The following is a 21,009-nucleotide window of genomic DNA, read 5'->3' as shown; positions in this document are numbered from 1 at the left end:
CCGCCTACTCGATCCGCAGCCCCGCCTCGCGCACCACACGGCCCAGTTCCTCGACATCCCGCCGCGCCAGGGCCTCCATCTCCGCCACCGTGAGCGGCTTCAGCACGACCCCCGAGGCGGCGGCGACCTCCCGCAGCCGGGGCATCGCGGCCGCCTCGCGCAGGGCGGCATTGATCCTCTCCCGGATGGCCAGCGGCACGCCCGACGGCGCGAAGACGGCAAACCAAGCATCCACCATGTAGCCCGGCAGGCCGGCCTCGGCCGTGGTCGGCACCTCCGGCAGCGCCGGCAGGCGCGTGTCGCTCGCCACGGCGAGGGCCCTGAGCCCACCGCCCTGCAGGAGCGACAGGGCGGAGGACGGGGTGGTGATGAAGATGTCCACCCGGCCGCCGACCACGTCCTGCAGCGCCGGCGCGGCGCCGCGATAGGGCACGTGCAGCATCGGCGCCCCGACCCGCCGCGCGAGTTGCAGCCCGGCGATGTTCTGGATCGAGCCGGTCCCGGCCGAGGCGTAGGTGACGCGGCCGGGATTCTCCCGGATGTGCGCCACCAGCTCGGCCAGCGTCGCGGCCCTCACGGCGGGACCGCTGAAGATGACATGCGGCGCGATGGTGGCCATGCCCACGGCGGCGAGATCCCGGTTCGGATCCCAGCCGAGATCCGGCGTCAGCGCCGGATTGGCGCCATGATAGCCGGAATACTGCAGCAGCAGCGTATAGCCGTTCGCCTCGGCGCGGGTCACCGCCAGGATGCCGACATTGCCGTTGCCGCCGGAACGGTTCTCGATCACGACCTGCTGCCCCAGCGCCCGGCTCAGCGGGTCCTGGAACAGCCGCGCCGCGAAGTCCGTGCCGCCGCCCGGCGGATTGGGCACGACCAGCGTGATCGGGCGGTTCGGCCAGCCGGTCTCGGCCCGGAGCGGCCGCGCGGCGAGGCCCACCACGGCGGGCGCCGCCAGGCGGCGCGGAATCTTCAGCATCGGACGTTCCCTTCCCTGATGGGTTCTTGGCGCCCCCTGAGGGGCTCAGCCCGCCTCCGGCACCGTGGCGTGCACGGGCAGGACCGCCTGAAGCGAGGTGCGGACCACGGCGACCATGGGCCCGGGGGTGCGCAGCGCCGCCGCCAGGGCGGGCAGATCGGCCTCCTCCCTCACCCGGAGCAGCGGCGCGCCGAAGGAGGCGCACCAGAGGCCGAGATCGGGATTGACGAGATCCGTGCCCGAGACCCGGCCGGGATGCCGCTGCTCCTGATGGATGCGGATGGAGGCGTAGCTGCCATTGTCGGACAGCAGGAGCTTGATGGGCAGGCCGCGCGCCATGCCCACGGCCAGTTCATTGCCGGTCATCAGGGCACCGCCATCCCCCACGGCGCAGATCACGCTTCGCTCCGGGTGCCGCAGGGCGGCGGCGACGGCGGCCGGCACGCCGAAGCCCATGGCGCCCGAGATCGGCGCCAGCAGGCGCTGCGGCGGCGTCCAGGGAAGCTTGCGGTAGAAGGGGGCGGCGAAGGTGCCGGCATCGAGCGTCACGATCGCATCGGCCGGCACGACCTCACCGACCAGCTGCGCCACCCTGGCGAAGGCGAGGCCATCCGCGGCATCGGACGTCACGGGCTGGCTGTCCGCCTCCTGCAGCCGGCGCAGGCGCCGGTTCCACGCCGCCCGTCCCTCCGGCACCGCCCTGCCCTGGCGTGGCATCGCACCCAGCACGGCCAGCGCATCGGCGGCAATGGCCATCCCGGCCGGGAACTGCCAGCCCAGGAAGCGCGGGTCGGCGCAGACATGCACCAGCGTCTGCCGCGGCGCCGGCCAGCTGTAGCCCTGGGTGGTGATGTCGGTGAGCCGCGTCCCCAGGGCGAGGACCAGATCCGCCTCGGCGAAGGCCTGACGCTGCGCGTCCGGATTGCGCAGGCCGAGGTCGCCCGCATAGAGCGGATGCCGGTTCGGGAACAGGTCCTGGCGGCGGAAGGACACCGCGACGGGGAGCCGCCATTCCTCCGCGAAGGCCAGCAGGGCCTCGCGCCCGCCCGGAACGTCCAGCCCGTGCCCGGCCAGCAGGATCGGGCGCTCGGCGCGGCGGAGCATCTCCGCCAGGCGCTCCGCCTCCGGCGCCGCCAGCGCGGCCGGCACCGCGGCCGTGATGGCCGGGGCGGAAGCCGCGCAGGGCGCCGCCAGCACATCCTCCGGCAGGGAGAGCACGACCGGCCCCGGCACCCCCTGCACCGCCATGCTCCAGGCCCGGGCGATCAGCTCGGGCACCTGGTCCGGATGGGTCGCCTCGCCGACCCATTTGGCGATGCCGCCGAACATGGCGGCGTAGTCGATCTCCTGGAAGGCGCGGCGGCGCAGATCCCTCTGCTCGACCTGGCCGATCAGCAGGATCAGCGGCACGGCGTCCTGCTCGGCGGTGTGCAGCGCGATGGCGGCGTTGCAGGCGCCCGGGCCGCGCGAGACCAGGACCACGCCCGGCCGGCCGGTCAGCTTCGCGTCGGCCACCGCCATGAAGCCGGCGCCGCCCTCTTGGCGGCAGGTGACCAGATCGATGGAGGGATGCGCGTGCAGGGCATCGAGCAGGGCGATGTAGGATTCGCCCGGGACGCAGAAGGCCCGGTCGGTGCCGCGCGCGGCCAGGGCGGCGAGGAGGGTCTCGGCGGCGGTCTTGGCGTTTTCCATCTCCGCCCCATAGCCCGCCGGGCATGTCCCGCCTCCCATTAGCAGCTATAGTCGCAGGCTATGGATCCGACGCGGCTGCGCTCCCTCGTGGCGATCGCCGAGCACGGCGCCTTCAGCCGCGCGGCCTCGGTCCTGGGCCTGGCGCAGCCCAGCCTGTCCCGGCAGATCGCGCTGCTGGAGCAGGAGGTCGGGCGCCCCCTCCTCTACCGCCATGGCCGCGGCGCGCGCCTCACCGAGGACGGCCAGCGCCTGGTCGAGGCCGCCCGGCCCCTGCTCGCCGCGCTCGACAACCTCCCGGCCAGCCTGGACGACCCGGTTCCGCGCGGCCAGGTGGTGCTGGGCGTGCCGACCTTCATGTCGGCGCATCTGGCGGCCTCGCTGTTCGGCGAGCTGCGCCAGCGCCACCCCTTCCTGCGGATCCGGCTGGTCGACGGCTTCAGCGGCTTCGTGAACCAGTGGCTGACCGAGGGGCGCCTCGACATCGCCATCCTCTATGACAGCCGGCGCAGCCGGGCCATCGCCGCGGAGCTGCTAGCCCAGGAGGAGCTGCTGCTCTTCGCGCGCCGCCGCCGCGCCCGGGACCTGCCCGGCGAGGGTCCCGTTCCGGTATCATGCCTGTCGCGGCTCGATCTGGTCCTGCCCGATCCGCAGCACGGCTTGCGGCGCGCCCTGCACCGCGCCGGAGCGCATCCCGATCCGGCCCGCCTGCTGGAGGTGGACAGTCTGGCGGCCATCCGCAGGCTGGTCGAACTGGACATCGGCTGGAGCGTGCTGCCCCGCGCGGCTCTGACGCGCGAGGCGCTGGACCGCCGATACATCCTGAGGGGCATCGCCGATCCGCCACTCCGCGCGCGCCTGATGGTGGCGATGAGCCCGACGCGCCCCGCGACCCCGGCCCTGCGGGCGGTGCTGGCTCATCTCCACGCGACGGTCGCCAGGCTTCAGCAGAGCGGGATCATGTCCCCCCTGCCAGCCGACGGCCAAGGTCGGGCCTCATCCGCCCACGGGTCCGCCACGCAGAAGGTACCCTGATCGCCGCCCTGGCCAACCGGCGTCCCACTCTCGGCCAGCAGGCCTGCCCAATGCCGGCGGACATCTCCATTGCCGAGGTGAGCCGGGAGGATGAACGAGGCGGCTGGAAGGATCGCCGCCACTCTGCCGTGACGGTCGTGACCGCCTCGGCGGGATAAAGGCGTGTGACCGGCCTTGCGTGACCGCTCCAGACCCTCCACCGCCGCCCTGTCAGCTCTTCACCAGCGGCGGCGTCTGCTGGTGCTGCACCACGCGCCACTCCTCGTGCGCCAGGCGGCGATAGGTCGAGGTACAGTGCGCCTCGTAGGGCGCCGTGCCATCCCGCTCCGCGCGGGCATGGTAGGCGACCACGATCAGCCCCTCCTGCGGCCGGGCGATCTGCCGCTCGGAGATCTCCACTTTCGTCCAGCGCGGCGTGTCCGCGACGGCGGCAATGGCGTCCTGGCCGCTCATCACGAAGGGCGGCTGCGGCAGCACCATCAGGCACGCATCATCGATCGAGGATCGGTAGTGCTCGGCGTCTCCGGTCCACAGGCTTTCCTCGAACGCCCAGACGCGATCGTCTTCCATCGGTGCCTCCCTGGTTGCCGAGATCAGGTGGTGCGGCCCGGGCGGCTGCCTAGGATGACGTTTTCGGCATTGGCATGCGCAGAAGGCGATGGCTCGGTCTGCTCCGCCGAACCGAAGCGCGCGATCCGGATCCCACCGCCGCGACGCCTCGACCAAGGCCTCCCGCAGCCCCGTGCGCGCCGGTACGCCCCTCCCTGCCCATACCGGCTCCCCACGTCACGCGGCTCGCCACGCGTGGGCGGCGGGGGTCCACATAGGCGGCCTCGGAAGCTTTGGACACTCCCGAAACGCGCAGAACCTCGGTCGCCTGCCCAGTCTCACCCGTTGTGAAGCGGGCTCTCAGAACAGGTTGCTCTCCACCTGCCGGTATTCCGGCCTGGCCAGATCCAGCCCCGTCTCCGCGTCATAGTGCTCGGTATTCTCGAAGGCGAGCAGCGCGTCGCCCAGTGCCCGGCTTACCGGCCGCAGCGCCCCTCGCCCCAGCCAGTCCCGCCGCGCCTGGGCCGGAATGCTGATGGTATAAGGCTGCAATGCCCGCAGCATCCGCCCTGAAGGCTTGTCGACCCGTGCCACGAGTTGCAGCGCCGCCCGCGCCGCGTCGTCCCACGGCACGACCACCGGCTCCATCGTCTCGTCGATCAGGCGGAAGGCGTCGGCCAGGCTGCGGAAGGGAAAGCGGCTGTCATCCTTATGCGTCTCCAGCGCCGGCAGCGCGCCTGGCCTGAAGCCCTCCAGCGCCAGGGCATCCAGCGCGCCCTGCCCTTTCTGCCAGTACAGGGTGCGGAAGTAGTCCCGCACGGCCTCCAGCCCCAGCAGGTCGTCATGCCGCCGCAGCACTTCCCGTGTGGCCTGATGGAACTCCCGCGCGAAGCGCGGCACCGACGCCTCCGCCGGCTCGAACACCACCGTGCGCCCCATGGGCAGGAGACCATTGCGGTTGCAGCGCCCCGCTGCCTGGGCGATGGAATCAACCCCGGACACCGCGCGCCACACTTCCGGCAGATCCAGATCCACACCGGCTTCGATCAGGGACGTGCTGACCACGCGCACCGGCTCCCCGGCCTTCACCCGGCGGCGGACCTCTTCCAACACCCGGCGGCGGTGGCGCGGCACCATCAGCGTGCTGAGATGCACGGCACCTTCCTGCTCCCGGATGGCGCCATGGAGATCCCGTGCATGAGCACGGCTGTTGACGATGCACAACATGCGCGGCACCTCGGCGAAGCGTGCCGCCACCTCGGCATCCGTCACCTTGTCCGGCCTCACCTCCACCCGCACCCGCCGCAGGGCGGCGTAGAGGGCCGGCGGGTCGGGCGCGATCTCGCGTTCCGGCGGAATGTCGAGCCCGCCATCCAGCCCGTCCTGCACACGGATCGCCGGCTGCGTGGCGGTGCAGAGCACCACCGTGGCACCATAGGCCCGCGCCAGCTCGGCCACTGCCGCCAGGCAGGGGCGCAGCAGCCCCACCGGCAGGGCCTGCGCCTCGTCCAGCACGATCACGGAGCGCGCCAGGTTGTGCAGCTTGCGGCAGCGGGGCGGGCGGTTGGCGAAGAGGCTTTCGAAGAACTGCACGGCGGTGGTCACCACCACCGGCACATCCCAGTTCTCCGCGGCCTGCCGCAACTTACGCTCGCCCCCTGGTCCTTCCTCGTCGTCGGTCTCGCGCCAAGCGGCCTGGGCGTGGTGCTCCAGCACATCCTCCTGCGTTGCCAGCGCGGTACGGAACACGGCGGCGGTTTGCTCGATGATGGCGCTGAAGGGTGCGACATGGATCACACGACGCAGGCCGTGCCGCGCCGCATGCTCCAACGCGAAGGACAGGGAGGCCAGGGTCTTGCCGCCGCCCGTCGGCACGGTCAGCGTGAACAGGCCGGGCGGCATCGCCGCCTTATCCCGTGCCGCCGCCAGCACCTGGGAGCGGGCATGGCAGACGGTGCTGTCGCTGCGTCCGTCGATCCCGGCCATATGCACGCGCAGCCGATCGCGCAGGTCCGGGATCGTGCTGTGGCCGCCCCGCGTTTCAAGATGCCCTTCGGCGCGACGATGGAACGCCTCGGTCTCCAGGAAATCCGCGTCGACCAGGCAAGAGAACAGCATGCGGCCGAGAAAGGCCTTGCCGAAGCCGGATGGCGGAGCGCCGCCCGGCCAGGGCGGAGACGGCAGAAGGCTGCGCGTCTGCGGCAAAGGCCCGGCATGGGCTTCCCAACCATCATAGGGGAAGATCGGGTGGTGTTCCGGCGAGAGCCGTCGTTCCAGGTCCTCCGCATCAGACAATCCGCCATGGTGCCCGGCCACGATGTTGGCGAGGAGCAAGCCGAAGGGTCCTGGGGACAGGCGGTAGGCCATGCGGGCCCCGGCGGTGGAATGGTCCGGCCCCTTGGCGGCACCTTCACCGCGCGGCGTGGCGATGTAGGTCTGGAAGGGAACGGACACCTTGCCAATGTCGTGCAGACGGCCCAGAGCACGTGCAGCCTCGGCCCAGCCGAACCATGCGGCAAACTCTGCCGCCCGCTGACCGACAGCCACCAAGTGATCCGTCAAAAGCTCCCAGTTGGTAGGGGGCTTCGCAGGCAGCGAATGCGCGAAGACTGGCATGGTCTGCATTGAATACATTCAGAATGCATTGATCCAGAAGAGAATGGTGGCGACAAGGCGGATGGCAGACATGCCACGCTCCCGCACGGGGAGCGACCTCGGCGCCGGCCAGATAGTCCTCCATCCGCTGGTTTCGACCCACGCTCCCGCACGGGGAGCGACTCGCCTCGTAGATGAGCTGGTGCGCCCGGTGCGCGTTTCGATCCACGCTCCCGCACGGGGAGCGACAAGGCCCATCGTGATCCCATCACGGCGGCTCTTGTTTCGATCCACGCTCCCGCACGGGGAGCGACATCGCGAGGATTGCCCCCTGTTCGGCACCAGCGAAGTTTCGATCCACGCTCCCGCACGGGGAGCGACCGGCCGCCGCGGTCCAGGCCGCGACCTTGTGGGCGTTTCGATCCACGCTCCCGCACGGGGAGCGACCAGCTCCCTCACGCAACGTCTCGAACAGCCGCGCGTTTCGATCCACGCTCCCGCACGGGGAGCGACTGCCGGGGTCGATTTCGACAATTTCCGGCTGCAGTTTCGACCCACGCTCCCGCACGGGGAGCGACATGTCGCGCGCCTCGGCCAAGGCACCGGCGGTCGGTTTCGATCCACGCTCCCGCACGGGGAGCGACAGCCGCCGTGCAGCAGGCCAATGACCGGCGGCTGGTTTCGATCCACGCTCCCGCACGGGGAGCGACGCCGAAACCGCCCCGCCGCGATGCTCTGCGAGATGTTTCGATCCACGCTCCCGCACGGGGAGCGACCAGCCGTGGTCTTGAGGCGGGATTCCAGGCGGGCGTTTCGATCCACGCTCCCGCACGGGGAGCGACCGGCCGATGAGCGGGCTCGTGCGCGGGTGTCGGGGTTTCGATCCACGCTCCCGCACGGGGAGCGACATCGTTGCGGTTTAGGGATGGGTGGAGGCTGAGATGTTTCGATCCACGCTCCCGCACGGGGAGCGACCATCTCGTCCCCCAATGCGTCATCCCCGCCAGCGGTTTCGATCCACGCTCCCGCACGGGGAGCGACAATAACTCCCCAGCAGGCGAAATCATTACTGCCGGTTTCGATCCACGCTCCCGCACGGGGAGCGACTAGGTGCTGGCGCCGGTCAACTCACCCGGGCGGTTTCGATCCACGCTCCCGCACGGGGAGCGACGCCTTCCATCTCTTCTGCGGTGACATCCCCGGCGTTTCGATCCACGCTCCCGCACGGGGAGCGACGACCACAAGCCGCCGCCCCTGCATATTCCAGGCGGTTTCGATCCACGCTCCCGCACGGGGAGCGACGACCAGCGTCGCCGCGCCCCCTGTCGAGACGTCGTTTCGATCCACGCTCCCGCACGGGGAGCGACTGTAGTGGATGTCGCCGGCCTCGGCCGCGCCGCGGTTTCGATCCACGCTCCCGCACGGGGAGCGACCTCCCAGAACCAGGGCAGGTAGAACACCGTGAGGCGTTTCGATCCACGCTCCCGCACGGGGAGCGACGACGGGATCGGCCATCAGTACGCCCCCTTCAAACGGTTTCGATCCACGCTCCCGCACGGGGAGCGACTCGCACGACGATTACGACACGCGCACCTGGCGCTCGTTTCGATCCACGCTCCCGCACGGGGAGCGACTCTCCGTGTAGACCTGGCTCGTCGGGGTGTTCGGGTTTCGATCCACGCTCCCGCACGGGGAGCGACTCGTCCTCCACGGATGGAGCGGCAAAGCCGTTCTGTTTCGATCCACGCTCCCGCACGGGGAGCGACCGCGGCGCGCTTGCGCAGCCCGGCCGAGACGTCGTTTCGATCCACGCTCCCGCACGGGGAGCGACCACCTCCGTCCGGTAGCCGCTGTCGGAGGCCCGGTTTCGATCCACGCTCCCGCACGGGGAGCGACTGCAGGTTCTCGCCCGGCAGGCTGGCGACCGCGCGTTTCGATCCACGCTCCCGCACGGGGAGCGACGAGCACCTTCGACTCCCCCCTGGACAAGGAGGTGTTTCGATCCACGCTCCCGCACGGGGAGCGACAGCCGAGCGCTGCCGCCCGGAGGGCCTTGTCCTCGTTTCGATCCACGCTCCCGCACGGGGAGCGACCAGCGCCACGGTGTGACGGAGCTGGCCGGCCGCGTTTCGATCCACGCTCCCGCACGGGGAGCGACGCCTTATGGTCTAACTCACGAAAGGAGCGCTCTGAAGTAGGCTGTGATCGCGAACATTCTGGAACCAGCCTCCGTATGTGGAGGCCGTGCAGAGGCATAGTCTCCAAGTCCCTGAAATCATAGCCAATTGCTGACGCGCGAACCTTGCCCGGTTGCGATGAGTGCTTCAGGGTCGCGCAGTGCTGACGATAACAGAAAGGACCGGACCTGATGAGGCGGTCGACAGTCGTTAGAACACCAGCGGCTTGTCCAGATCCAATGCAGGCTTGGCACCCACATGTTCGACCTTGCGCCGCCCGTCTGCGCCCAGTCGGTAGAAACGCAAGCTGTCGGTTAGAGGGTCAACTTCCTCAATCAGCCTCGCCCGCAACTGCGTCCACTGCGCCGGGTCCACCTCGCATTCGAAGACTGAGTTCTGGACGCGCTGGCCCCAGTCCAGGCAGGCGCGAGCAACGCGCCGCAGGCGGCGGCGTCCCTCTGCTGTTTCGACATTAACATCATAGGTCACCAGGACCAGCATCGACGTTGCCTTATCGCCATATGAAGGGTGGGTACCCGTCCAGTTCGCCACGCAGGTGCCGGGCCAGCAACTGGGCCTGTATATAGGCCACCAAGCCAAGCGGCATGGCCTCGCCCAGGAAGGGATGGCGCAGTTCGTCCCGCTTGCGTTCCTGCCACGCCACCAGCACGCTGCGGCGGGCCTCGTCGGTCAGTCGCACGCCACCGGCCTCCTCGACGATGAAGTCATCGGCACCGAGCTGTCCGCGGTTGAGCAGGCTCAGGGCGAGACGATCGGCCAGGACGGGACGTAGCTCTTCCATCAGATCGAGTGCGAGACCGGCGCGACCGGGACGGTCGGCGTGGAGGAATCCGACTTGCGGATCGAGCCCGTGGGCCTCCAGCGCCGCGCGGCAGTCATGGCCCAGCATGGCGTAGAGAAAGGACAGCAGCGCGTTCACCCGGTCCAGCGGCGGGCGGCGGGATCGTCCGCCAAAGCGCAATACCGGGTCCGGGCGGCGGATCAGGCTATCAAAGACGCCGAAGTACAGGGCGGCGATCTCCCCTTCTATTCCGCGCAGCCCCGCCACATCCGAGACCGTAAGCGTTCGCCGCGCCGCATGGCCGATCCGCCGTTCCACCTCCTCGAGGGCCAAGCGAGTCGCGGGCTCCATCGCCGCGCCGTGGTCGCGCAGGGCCCGCAGCAGAACCTGGCGCTGGTTCGCCGCCTTGCCGGCCACGACGCCGCGCACGATCGGACCATGCCGCGCCTCGTCATCCGCCACCCGGTGCTGGATACGTCGCAGCAGCACGTTGCCGCTGCGCGCGCCCTCCACCCGCGCCAGGAAGCGGCCGTTCGGCTCCAACAGGGACAGGGCGATTCCCGCCTGGGCACAGGCGGCCATCAGGGCTGGGGAACAGCCGGGGCGGCCAAACCCCACCACTCCTTCCAGCATGTGCAACGGCACGCGGCCGACCTCGGACCCCTCCACCTCCACCACGAGGTTGGCGCCATCCTTGCGGAGCCAGGCACCTTCGCTGGTGACGTAGATGGTGTTGAGCATCCGCCGCATGATCAGCCCCGCAACTGCTCGGCCAGCCAGCCCGTGACCGAAGGTGGCGCCTGCAACCGCTCCGGCTGGCAAAGGTCGTGCAGGGAGCAGGCGCGGCAGCCCGGGAACAGTCTTGGCGGCGGCGTGTGCCGGGCCAGGATGTTGCCCCGCGCCTCCTCCGCGGTTCGCACCGTCAGCGCGCGGAGCGTCTCGTCAAACAGCACGGGCAGGCGGCGGCGCGTGGTGCCGTAGAACAGCGCCCCTTGCGGCACCGGCACACCGGAGGCCTCCTCCAGGCAGATCGCCTGGGCGCAGAGCTGTACCTCGTCGGCCCGGTGCGCCTTGGGCTTGCCGCGCTTGTACTCCACGGGAAAGGGCTGCGGTGGGCGGCCGCGAAACTCCACCGCATCCGCCTTGCCTGCAACGCCGAGCGTGAGGGAACGCAGCGCGATGCCGCGCGCGACCCGCACCCCCGGCCGCGTTTCCGGGCGGCCCGCATCCACCCGCTCATGCAGCAGCCGCCCCTCGGCGGTCGCGCCATCCTCCGCCCAGAGTCCTTCCACATGGATCAGGGCGGACTGGCGCGGGCAGAACAGATGGTGCTGGAGAGCGGAAAGCGGGATCAGCTCGTCCTCGGCCGCCGTGTCCGGGGTCGCCGGCGGCATCGGCTCAGCGCTCGATCACCTCGACACCATCCGGCAATCCGCCCCGATCCACAGCGATGGCGTAGTCCTGGAAGCGACGGGCGGCAGGCCAGTTGTCGGTGCGGGGGTCGCCGATCGGATGCGTCTCTCCCTGGTGGTGCCGGCGCGCCGTCACGCGGTCGAACAGCGTATGAGCCTGAGCATTGCCCAGCGCGCCGGCATGGCGGAACACCACCAGCTTGCGGGTTGCCATCTCGCCACGGGCGGCGGAGCGGTCGTGCTCGAACATGCTGCCCAGCGCCTCGAAGAGCAGTTCCAGATCCGCCTCGGAGAAGCCGGTGCCCTTGGCCGGGTGACTGGCCAGCGGCGCCGAGACGAAGCCATGGGCACGGTACAGACCGTAGGGCACGATATGCTTGCGGCCCATGGTGCGACCGCCCTTCTCCTCCGCGTCCTTTTCCGTGGTCGCGGCGAGGCGGGTGATGGAGACTTCCAGCGGCAGCACCGGCTCAACCGAGGTCGCGAAGGTGATCTGCACCGGCCCGCGCACCTGCCCGGCATTGACGCCCGTGGTCATCACCGCGCCGAAGGCCCGGATGTCCCAGAAATTGGCGCACATCCAGCGCGTCAGCTCACGGGACTTTTCAGCGTCCCTCGGCAGGCGCTTGCGGTCCTCGTCCTTCATCACCTCCGGCAGCACCGCCGTCCAGGCGCGCTTGTGCTCGAGATTCAGCGTGGCGCCATCGCGCATGTAGATCTCGTGCCCCGGTGCCTCCGGGCGCGCCAGCGCGACGTAGTTGCGGATCTTGCGCTTGATGGCGACGTCGGAGACGAGGCCGTGATTGGTCTCCGGGTCCAGCCGCGGCAGGTTGCCGGCATCCGGGTCGCCGTTCGGGTTGCCATTGGTGACGTCGAAGAACAGCACGAAATCGTGGCGGCGCGTCAGCGCGGCGGTCTCACTCACTGGCGTCATCCCCCTCGGGTGCTTCCTCGTCCGCGATCTGCACGATCGCCTTGCCGGCGACCCTTGCCTGCCGCTGGTGGTAGTAGCCGATCACGAAGCGGCCCTGCTCCTCCAGCCGCAGGGCGCGCGGCAGGGCGGGTGGCAGCATGGCCGCGATCTGGTCCATCTCGCGCTCCACGAAGCCGCCCTTGCGGTCCTTGCGCAGCTTGGAGAGATGGTTCTGCATCCCGCGCAGCAGCAGCGGGAAGACACTGGCCGGCGTGGCGGAGGCCGCGCCGAAATAGCGATCGCGGATGGTCGCGTTCACCGTGCCGAGCGCCATGCGCTGGGCGATCTCCGCCATGGCGAACATGCGGCCCAGCTGGTAGGCGGCATTCGGTTCCTCGCGGTCGAGGCTCACGGGCGGGTCCTCCTTTCGATCTTCTTGGCGGCGCCTGAGGCGATGCTCGCGGGCCAGAACGGCGCGGATGGCGGCGGCGTGCCAGCCGGTGGCGGGATCGTCCCCCGCCCGCATCCGCAGGATCGCGGCCGAGAGCAGGGTGCGTGGATAGGGGGCGCCGGAGAGAACAGCGCGCGTCACCTCGCCCGCCAGCAGGGGTGGGATGTTCTCGAACTTGCCCTGCAGCGCGGTGGTGCGCATCAGCAGCCAGTTGACGGAGGGCGGCGCGCGCCAGGGCAGAGGCTCGATCGCGAGGTCCTGGTAGTGCCGCGCCAGGCAGCGCGCGAAGGCCCCGAAGGAATCGCTCAGCCAGAAGCGCACCGACAGCCGCGCGGCATTGGGCGAGAGGCCCAGCACATGGAAGCGCACACCCTCATCCAGCCGCGGGTCCATCTCCCGCAGCGGCCTGCCCTCCGCCAGCGCGGCCAGCACCTCCTGTACGCGGCGGGTGGCGGCGGCATCCTTGTCCAGCCCGGCCTCGGCGCCAGCGGCGGCAGGGGCCGGCGGGTCGCCCAGCAGGGCGAAGATGTCCTCGGCCGCCCGCGCCGCCGCCTCCGCCGCCGGGCTGGCATCACGCGCATCGGCCCAGAACACCACGGTGGCGTCGCCCAGCGGGCGGCGCAGGCGGTTGGCGCTGCCGCGATCCAGCAGCCGGTTCAGCGCGGCGCCGTAGCGGAAGGCGGCGGCCTCCGAGGTCGGCGCGTTGTCGCCCTGCGCCTTGCCATAGGAGGTGAAGGCATCAAGGTTGAAGGACACCAGCGCGGCGCCGGAGGATTGCGCACCCTCCACACCCTTGATGACCGGGTGCAGGCGCCGTGCCGGGCCCGGCTGGCCGGTCACCAGGCAGAGTATCATGGGCGCATCGCCGCCAGCCCGCTGTTCCACCAGAGCCCGCGCCGCCGCGCGCTGATGGATGAAGCCGGCCTCGCCATCCAGGCGGAACACGATATTGGCGTCCAGCATGTCCGGCAGAAAAGGCGGCGCATCGAAGCGCTCCGGCTTCCAGTCCTCCAGGAAGCGCCGAAGCGCCAGGAGGCCCTCGTCATCGGTGCCGGCCAGCAACTGCGTGTGCGAGGCCTGGAAGGCGGCGTGCTCGGCGGCCGTCCGTTTGCCCTCGCCCGCCGTGCGACCGAGCGCATAGGCCGATTTGTCCCATAGCAGGTTGGGTAGGATGCCCACGGTGCGCTTGACCGCCGCCGGCACTTCCTCCAGCCGCGGCACAAGCTTCTTGCCCGATGCCACCCGCAGGTCGAGCACAGCCACCGGCTCCCCGGCTGGGGACAGCACGATGGCGAAGCCGATCTTCTCGCGCGAGAAACCCGGTGCCTCCGCCTCCCCCCGCGCCGCCATCCGCCCGTAATAACGGTCCAGCGACTGCAGGATCGTCATGCCGTGCTGCCCTGCGCCAGACAGGCCCGCACATCCACCACCCCATTCTCCAGCCTGGCCCGGAAGAAGCGGGAGGCGGCGCCGGCATCATGGTCGATGTCGTACAGCATCCAGCCGAGATCCTGGTCGCGCTGGCCGGGCAGCAGTTTGCTTTCCGGCAAGGGCGCGCCCTCCGGGATCAGGGCGAAGTCGGCGGCGAATTCCCGGGTGCCCAGGCAGGGGCGGTGGAAGCACTGCCCGGAGGCCGCACGGCGGTTGAACATGGCGGCGTGCTTGGCGGGCGTGTCTTCCGCCCCCGCGCGCGGCGTCATCTCGAAATGCGCCTCGATCACATAGGCCACGTCCACCAGCAGGGTTGTGGCACGCTGCTGCCGCACCTCCTCCGCCACCAGACCCAGCCCTTGCGTGGTGCCGGCGCGCATGGCCCGCTCGGCCGTCGCGGCGCTGGCCTTGGCGCTGACCTCGTTGCGGCGGAAGGACTGGAAGCGGATGGGCCGCAGCACGTGGATGCGGTCCACCACCCAGCGCAATGCAGGCTTCCAGTGAATGGCTTCCAGGATGCCGCGCGCGGCGGAGGGTGTCATCACGTCGTAGGAGACGCGCTCGACCTTCATCTCAGGTCTGGTAAAGCAGGCGCGGGGACCCCAGACGTGCAAGCGAATGCCGTAGGACATTGTCCTCCTACCGCGGCGCCATAGCACCACCGGTTGCTTTATATAAATGGTAATATCATGGAATCGATATAAGCTGAAGCCGGAAATGCTCAGGGCCCGCTTCATAATGGTCGTGGCATTCGCCGGACGAGCATGAGGGTGGCTGCCAGGTTAAAGAATGCCGAGGAAAGGTGGACATCCTTCTCGTGGCGAGTGGCAACGGCGCGCCATTCCTTCAGGCGCGCCCAGAGGTTGGGGTGTCTGCCGCCGCGGCCAGACGCTTCGGACAGGGTGGTCAGAGGCGCCTGTCTACCTCCGTCGACTCCCAGTTCCTTCTGTTCGCGTCGACAAGTGCGATGAGGGCGGACCGATCCTGGCGCAAAGCGACATGGTCACGGGCTGGAAGGATCGGACCAACTGGGAAAGGCTGTTTTCGTCGGAGTCGAAACCCAGCGAGCAGACCTGAGGACCAGGAACACCTCTCGGGGCTAGGCGGTAGCAAGCTGCCTGGAGTCAAACCCCTGCGCCCGGATGCCTCGGACAGGTATCCGCCAGCCACTCGTGAACGATTGTGGGGGTAACTGCGGGGTCTAGGGGCTGAACATCCCCTAAACTCTTGTATTTAAACGCGCTCTGGCGTCCCCAACGGGATTCGAACCCGTGTTACCAACGTGAAAGGCTGGTGTCCTAGGCCTCTAGACGATGGGGACCCGAACAACGCGCGGCCATGGCAGCGCGGGCGGGCGGTTACTAGCCCAGGCCCGGCAGGGCGTCCAGACTATCGGTACTGTTTTCTTTCATGAGAACAACGGCCTCACGCCGCCGGAGCGCCATCCTGCACATGCAGGCTGGCCGTCACCGCGCCATTCCAGGCCTCGGCGCGCAAAGCACCGCACAGATGCAGCGGCGCGCCCCGGCTGTTCAGCAGAAGTTCCGCCAGTGGCCCCTCCTTGGCGCGGAAGCACACCGCCTTCAGGCGGCCACCCCCCTCGCCCTCGAGGAAGGCCCGCACGGTGTTGCCCTCCTTCCCCACCCGGTCGGCCCGCGCCACGCGCACGCGCGGCAGCACGAAGAGCGGCTCCTCATGGCCGGCGCCGAACGGTCCGAGGCGCGCGATCTGCTCGGCCAGGGCCGCCGTCGCAGCCGGTACCAGCAGGGTACCGTCCAGCAGGAGGTCGGCGCTAGCCGGCAGATCGGCGGCATGCGCGAGGCGCTCGTTGAGGAAGGCGTGCACCCTCTCCCACTGCCCGGGGCGGAAGGAGAAGCCGGCGGCCATGGCATGCCCGCCGCCGGTCTCGAACAGGCCGGATTGCCGCCCGGCGATCACCGCCGCGCCCAGATCGACCCCGGGCACGGAGCGCCCGGAGCCCTTGGCCAGGCCATCGGCCAGGCCGGCGACGCAGGTCGGGCGGTTGAAGCGCTCCTTCACCCGGCCTGCGACGATGCCGACGACGCCCGGATGCCACCCCTCCCCCACCAGCAGCAGCACCGGATGCCCGGCCTCGACCTGGGCCTCGGCCTCGGCGAAGGCGGCGGCGAGCACCTCGCCCTCCACCTCCTGGCGGCGGCGATTCACGGCATCGAGGCGCTCGGCCATGGCACGGGCCTCCACCGGGTCGTCGCAGGCCAGCAGCCGCAGGCCGAGATCCGGCTCGCCGATCCGCCCGGAGGCGTTGATGCGCGGCCCGAGCAGGAAGCCGAGCGTATAGGCCGAAGGGGCGTCCCGTGCCTGCGCCACCTCGAGCAGCGCGGCGATGCCGGGCCTGGCGCCGCGGGCCATCACCTTCAGCCCCTGGGTGACGAAGGCGCGGTTCAGGCCGGTCAGCGGCATCACGTCGCACACGGTGGCGAGCGCCACGAGATCCAGCAGGTCGAGCAGCCGGGGCTCCGGCCGGCCGGAGAAGAAGCCGGAGCGCCGCAGTTCGCGCAGCGTCGCCACCGCTGCCATGAAACCGACCGCCGCGGCACAGAGGTGCCGCAGACCCGAGCCGCAGTCGAGGCGGTTCGGATTGACCGCCGCCACCACCGCCGGCACCGGCCCTTCGGCCTTGTGATGGTCGAGCACCACGACATCCGCCCGGCCCTCGGCCGCGCGCAGCGCCTCATGGGCGGCGATGCCGCAATCGACGCAGACGACGAGCGTGGCGCCCTCGGCGCAGAGGGCGGCGATGGCGGCGGGATTGGGGCCGTAGCCCTCCTTCAGCCGGTCCGGCACGTAATGCCGCACCGGGCAGCCCAGCTCGCGCAGGAAGCGCAGCATCAGCGCGCCGGCGCAGGCGCCGTCCACGTCGTAATCGCCGAAGACCGCGACCGGTTCGCCGCGCCGCACCGCCGCCGCCAGGCGTTCGGCGGCGCGGTCCATGTCGAGCAGCACGGAAGGATCGGGCAGCAGGGCCCGCAGCGTCGGCTCGAGGAACAGCGGCGCCGCCTCGAGATCGATGCCGCGCGCCGCCATGAGCTGCCCGACAAGCTCGGGCAGGTCGAGGCGCTGGGCGATGGCCAGGCCGGTCCGCGCGTCCCCCTGCCGCCACAGCCAGCGCCGCCCGAGGGCGGAGCGGGCCACGCCGAGGACCAGCCCGGGCGCCGCCACCTCCGCCGGCAGGTCAGTCAACGAAGGCGCTCGGCTTGAGGGAGAAGTTGTGGTGGCCCTCGATGTAGCGGACGGTGCCGGTCTTGCTGCGCATGACGATCGAATGGGTGTAGGCCCGCCCGCCCTTGCGCCGCACGCCGTGCAGCATCGGTCCGCCGGTCACGCCGGTCGCGGCGAACATCACCTCGCCATGCGCCAGGTCCTCGGCGGTCAGCTTCCGGTGCGGATCGGTCAGGCCCATGCCGCGGGCGCGCTCGATCTGCGTCTCGTCCTCGTAGAGCAGCCGCCCCTGCATCTGGCCGCCGATGCAGCGCAGCGCCGCCGCCGCCAGCACGCCCTCCGGCGCGCCGCCGGAACCGAGATACATGTCGACGCCCGTGTCCGCCTGGGAGACGGCGATCAGGCCCGCGACATCGCCATCGGGGATCAGCATGATGCGCGCGCCCGCCTCGCGGCACTGGCGGATGATGTCCTTGTGCCGGTCACGGCCGAGGATGCAGACGACCAGGTCGTTGATCTCGACCTGCTTGGCCTTGGCCAGCTCGCGCAGGTTCTCGCCGGGCGTCGCGTCCAGGTCGACGATGCCGGCCGGCAGGCCGGGCCCGACGGCGATCTTGTCCATGTAGATGTCGGGCGCGTGCAGGAAGCCGCCATCCTCGGCCACGGCCAGGGTGGCGATGGAGTTCGGCCCGCCGGTGGCGCAGATGTTGGTGCCTTCCAGCGGATCGACGGCGATATCGACCTTCGGGCCGCCGGTGCCGACCTTCTCGCCGATGTAGAGCATCGGCGCCTCGTCCATCTCGCCCTCGCCGATGACGACGGTGCCGCTGATGGCGATGGTGTCGAAGGCCTTGCGCATGGCGTCCACGGCGGCGCCGTCGGCGGCGTTCTTGTCGCCCCGCCCGATCCAGCGGCTGGCGGCCAGCGCCGCCGCCTCCGTCACGCGCACCAGTTCCAGGGCGAGGTTGCGGTCAACGGGTGTGCTGTCGCGCATGATGGGCTCCTGTTTGTACCCTGTCCGGGGCTTCGCCTGCCCCAACGCCTGTTCAGAAGGTTTCGATGCGGATCAGCGCCGGCGGCTCCAGCACCGCCTCCAGGGCGACGATCCGCTGCAAGGCCGCGCGCATGGCCGATTCCTGGCAGTCATGGGTGGTGAGCACGACCGGCACGGCCTCGCCCGGCGCGCGGCCCCGCTGGATCATGGATTCGAGGCTCACCCCATGATCGCGCAGCACGCCCGTGACATCGGCGATGACGCCGGGCCGGTCGAGCACCATCAGGCGCAGGTAGTAGGCGCCGCGATGCGCGCTCATCGGCTGCGCCGGCGCCGCGGAGAGCGTGCTCGCGCCCCAGACCGGTGTGTGGCGCCCGCGCGCGATGTCGATCAGGTCGGCGGCCACGGCGCTGGCCGTGGGCCCCGCGCCGGCGCCGCGTCCTTCCAGCACGACGCGGCCGACGAAGTCGCCCTCCGCCACCACGGCGTTGAACACACCGTCGACCTTGGCGATGGGATGGTCGACCGGCACCATGCAGGGATGCACGCGCGTGGCGATGCCGCCCTCGGCCCGCTCGGCGATGCCGAGCAGCTTGATCCGGTAACCGAGTTCCCGCGCCAGGCTGATGTCGAGCGCGGAGACGCCGCGGATGCCCTCGACATGCACCGCCTCGAAGGCGACCGGCCGGCCGAAGGCGAGCGCCGCCAGGATGGCGAGCTTGTGCGCCGCGTCGATGCCGTCCACGTCGAAGGAGGGATCGGCCTCGGCGTAGCCGAGCTTCTGCGCCTCGGCGAGCACGTCAGCGAATTCGCGGCTCGTCCCCTGCCGCTCGGCCTGCATGCAGGTCAGGATGTAGTTGCAGGTGCCGTTCAGGATGCCGGTGACGCGATCGATGCGGTTGGCCGCCAGCCCTTCGCGCAAGGCCTTGATGGCGGGGATGCCGCCGGCGACCGCCGCCTCGTAGGCCAGCGGCACGCCCGCCGCCTCGGCCTGGGCGGCCAGCGCGACGCCGTGCAGCGCCAGCAGGGCCTTGTTGGCCGTCACCACCGGGCGGCGGGCGCCGAGCGCCGCCTCCACCGTGGCACGGGCCGGGCCGGCGCTGCCGCCGATCAGCTCCACCACCACATCGGCCGGCGCCTCGGCGGCCATGGCCACCGGGTCGTCGTACCAGCGCAGCCCCTCGAGCGGGACGCCACGGTCGCGGCCGCGGTCCCGGGCCGAGACGGCGGTGACGACGATGGGCCGCCCGGCGCGGGCCGCGATGAGCTCGGCGTTCTGCCGCAGCAGGGCCAGCAGCCCGGCGCCGACCGTGCCCAGGCCGGCGACGGCAACGGAAAGCGGGCGCGTCATGCGTTGTTCACCAGATCGGAGGAGGTCAGGCCGAGGGGCTCGGCGGCCGGCCCGCCATTGTCGGCCTGAAGGAAGGTGCGGATGCCGCGCAGCGCCTGCCGGATGCGCTGCGTGTTCTCGACCATGGCGATGCGCACATGGCCGTCGCCGTGTTCGCCGAAGCCCAGGCCCGGCGCCACCGCCACCTTGGCGCGGGCCAGCAGCAGCTTGGAGAACTCGACGCTACCGAGATGGCGGAAGCGCTCGGGGATCTCGGCCCAGACGAACATGCCGGCCTCGGGCACCGGCACGTCCCAGCCGGCCTGGCGCAATCCCTTCACCAGCACGTCGCGGCGCTCGCGATAGAGTCGGCGCATGTCGTCGATGCAGTCCTGCGGCCCGTTCAGCGCCGCCGTGGAGGCGACCTGGATCGGCGTGAAGGCGCCGTAGTCCAGATAGGACTTCACCCGTGTCAGCGCCGCGATCAGCTTCGGATTGCCGGCGGCGAAGCCCATGCGCCATCCGGCCATGTTGTAGGTCTTGGACATCGAGGTGAACTCGACCGCCACGTCCCGCGCGCCCGGCACCTGCAGGATCGAGGGCGGCACGCGCGCGCCGTAGTACAGCTCGGCATAGGCGAGGTCGGAGAGCACGTAGATCTCGTGCTGCTTCGCGAAGGCGACGATCTCGCGGTAGAAGTCGAGATCGGCCATCAGGCCGGTCGGGTTGGACGGGTAGTTGATGATCAGCGCCGTCGGCTTCGGCACCGAGTGGCGCACCGCGCGGTCAAGGGCGCGCAGCATCTCCTCGTCCGGCGTGTGCGGGATCGAGCGCACCGAGGCGCCGGCGATGATGAAGCCGAACTGGTGGATCGGGTAGGACGGGTTGGGCACCAGGATGGTGTCGCCCGGCGAGGAGATGGCGGCGGCGAGATTGGCCAGCCCCTCCTTCGAGCCCAGCGTCGCCACCACCTCGGTGTCGGGGTTCAGCGTCACCTCGAAGCGGCGGGCATAGTAGTTGGCCAGGGCGCGGCGCAGGCCGGGAATGCCCTTGGAGGCCGAATAGCCGTGCGTGTTCGGGTTCTGCACCGCCTCGACCAGCTTGGCCACGATGTGTGGCGGCGTCGGGCTGTCCGGATTGCCCATGCCGAGATCCACGATGTCCTCGGCCGCGGCGCGGGCCTGGGCCTTCGCCTGGTTGACCTCGGCGAAGACATAGGGCGGCAGGCGGCGGATGCGGTGGAATTCCTCGGTCATGGCCTTCTTGGGTCCGGAGTGGCGAAGGGGGCAGGATAGAGCGGCCGGCCGCGGCGCGGAATGGCGGGACGGAGATGCCGTGCTACAGCCGGGGCGGCGCCGGCGCCAGCAGTTCCGGCGCCGGCGGGGCCGGGGCGAGGAACTCCGCCGGCGGCGGGGCCGGGGCACGCCGGCCCAGGCGGCGGCCACCGCGGT

The 21,009-nt window shown here is 70.6% G+C and carries 15 protein-coding genes, 1 tRNA gene and 1 CRISPR repeat array; of the genes, 1 reads left to right on the top strand and 15 read right to left on the bottom strand.

Annotated features, from left to right (window positions below; genetic code table 11):
• Positions 1-4: 4 nt before the first annotated feature.
• Together ACVMLK_RS10800 and ACVMLK_RS10795 are read right to left on the bottom strand one after the other, a co-directional pair.
• Positions 5-979, bottom strand: a complete 975-nt coding sequence (locus ACVMLK_RS10800) for a Bug family tripartite tricarboxylate transporter substrate binding protein (RefSeq protein ID WP_457486400.1) — start codon at positions 977-979, stop codon at positions 5-7.
• Positions 980-1,024: 45 nt separating this feature from the next.
• The gene (locus ACVMLK_RS10795; RefSeq protein WP_457486399.1) at positions 1,025-2,671 is read right to left on the bottom strand and encodes a thiamine pyrophosphate-binding protein; all 1,647 of its coding nucleotides are present in this window, start codon (positions 2,669-2,671) and stop codon (positions 1,025-1,027) included.
• Positions 2,672-2,731: 60 nt separating this feature from the next.
• Here ACVMLK_RS10795 and ACVMLK_RS10790 point away from each other — a divergent pair, with 60 nt between their 5' ends.
• The gene (locus ACVMLK_RS10790) at positions 2,732-3,703 is read left to right on the top strand and encodes a LysR family transcriptional regulator (protein ID WP_457486398.1); all 972 of its coding nucleotides are present in this window, start codon (positions 2,732-2,734) and stop codon (positions 3,701-3,703) included.
• A gap of 210 nt (positions 3,704-3,913) precedes the next feature.
• Here the strand turns inward: ACVMLK_RS10790 and ACVMLK_RS10785 are convergent, their stop codons facing one another.
• From ACVMLK_RS10785 to ACVMLK_RS10725, 13 genes are all read right to left on the bottom strand, one after another.
• Positions 3,914-4,273: a DUF4440 domain-containing protein gene (locus ACVMLK_RS10785; RefSeq protein WP_422923518.1), complete on the bottom strand. Its 360-nt coding sequence runs from the start codon at positions 4,271-4,273 to the stop codon at positions 3,914-3,916.
• A 339-nt stretch (positions 4,274-4,612) separates the two neighbouring features.
• Positions 4,613-6,868, bottom strand: a complete 2,256-nt coding sequence (locus ACVMLK_RS10780) for a CRISPR-associated endonuclease Cas3'' (RefSeq protein WP_457486407.1) — start codon at positions 6,866-6,868, stop codon at positions 4,613-4,615.
• A 130-nt stretch (positions 6,869-6,998) separates the two neighbouring features.
• A CRISPR array of direct repeats spans positions 6,999-9,005; the repeat unit is 32 nt; unit sequence GTTTCGATCCACGCTCCCGCACGGGGAGCGAC.
• 229 nt (positions 9,006-9,234) lie between these two features.
• Positions 9,235-9,525, bottom strand: a complete 291-nt coding sequence (cas2, locus tag ACVMLK_RS10775; protein WP_198367281.1) for a CRISPR-associated endonuclease Cas2 — start codon at positions 9,523-9,525, stop codon at positions 9,235-9,237.
• Positions 9,526-9,535: 10 nt separating this feature from the next.
• Entirely contained in the window at positions 9,536-10,567 is a 1,032-nt protein-coding gene (cas1c, locus tag ACVMLK_RS10770) for a type I-C CRISPR-associated endonuclease Cas1c (protein WP_457486397.1), read from the bottom strand.
• Positions 10,568-10,578: 11 nt separating this feature from the next.
• A complete protein-coding gene (gene cas4, locus ACVMLK_RS10765; RefSeq protein ID WP_457486396.1) occupies positions 10,579-11,220 on the bottom strand; it encodes a CRISPR-associated protein Cas4 in 642 nt (213 codons plus the stop codon).
• Between the two features lie 4 nt (positions 11,221-11,224).
• A complete protein-coding gene (gene cas7c, locus ACVMLK_RS10760; RefSeq protein WP_457486395.1) occupies positions 11,225-12,163 on the bottom strand; it encodes a type I-C CRISPR-associated protein Cas7/Csd2 in 939 nt (312 codons plus the stop codon).
• The gene (gene cas8c, locus ACVMLK_RS10755; RefSeq protein ID WP_457486394.1) at positions 12,156-13,991 is read right to left on the bottom strand and encodes a type I-C CRISPR-associated protein Cas8c/Csd1; all 1,836 of its coding nucleotides are present in this window, start codon (positions 13,989-13,991) and stop codon (positions 12,156-12,158) included. The genes cas7c and cas8c overlap by 8 nt, the downstream gene beginning before the upstream one ends.
• Positions 13,988-14,665 carry a type I-C CRISPR-associated protein Cas5c gene (cas5c, locus tag ACVMLK_RS10750; protein ID WP_457486393.1) on the bottom strand — a complete coding sequence of 226 codons (678 nt, stop codon included), beginning with the start codon at positions 14,663-14,665 and terminating at the stop codon, positions 13,988-13,990. The genes cas8c and cas5c overlap by 4 nt, the downstream gene beginning before the upstream one ends.
• A 613-nt stretch (positions 14,666-15,278) precedes the next feature.
• Positions 15,279-15,354, bottom strand: a tRNA-Glu gene (locus ACVMLK_RS10745).
• A 104-nt stretch (positions 15,355-15,458) separates the two neighbouring features.
• The gene (gene recJ / locus ACVMLK_RS10740; protein WP_457486392.1) at positions 15,459-17,255 is read right to left on the bottom strand and encodes a single-stranded-DNA-specific exonuclease RecJ; all 1,797 of its coding nucleotides are present in this window, start codon (positions 17,253-17,255) and stop codon (positions 15,459-15,461) included.
• Positions 17,248-18,228, bottom strand: a complete 981-nt coding sequence (glpX, locus tag ACVMLK_RS10735; protein ID WP_198367288.1) for a class II fructose-bisphosphatase — start codon at positions 18,226-18,228, stop codon at positions 17,248-17,250. The genes recJ and glpX overlap by 8 nt, the downstream gene beginning before the upstream one ends.
• Positions 18,229-18,280: 52 nt before the next feature.
• Positions 18,281-19,579, bottom strand: coding sequence for a homoserine dehydrogenase (locus tag ACVMLK_RS10730; RefSeq protein ID WP_457486391.1), 1,299 nt, complete (start codon positions 19,577-19,579; stop codon positions 18,281-18,283).
• On the bottom strand, positions 19,576-20,814 hold the full coding sequence (locus tag ACVMLK_RS10725; protein WP_198367290.1) for an LL-diaminopimelate aminotransferase: 1,239 nt from the start codon (positions 20,812-20,814) through the stop codon (positions 19,576-19,578). The genes ACVMLK_RS10730 and ACVMLK_RS10725 overlap by 4 nt, the downstream gene beginning before the upstream one ends.
• Positions 20,815-21,009 lie beyond the last annotated feature (195 nt).

It is taken from the genome of Teichococcus aerofrigidensis, assembly GCF_054073225.1.
Note: the sequence above shows the minus strand (reverse complement) of the source record. Positions and strands in the feature narration are given on the sequence as shown.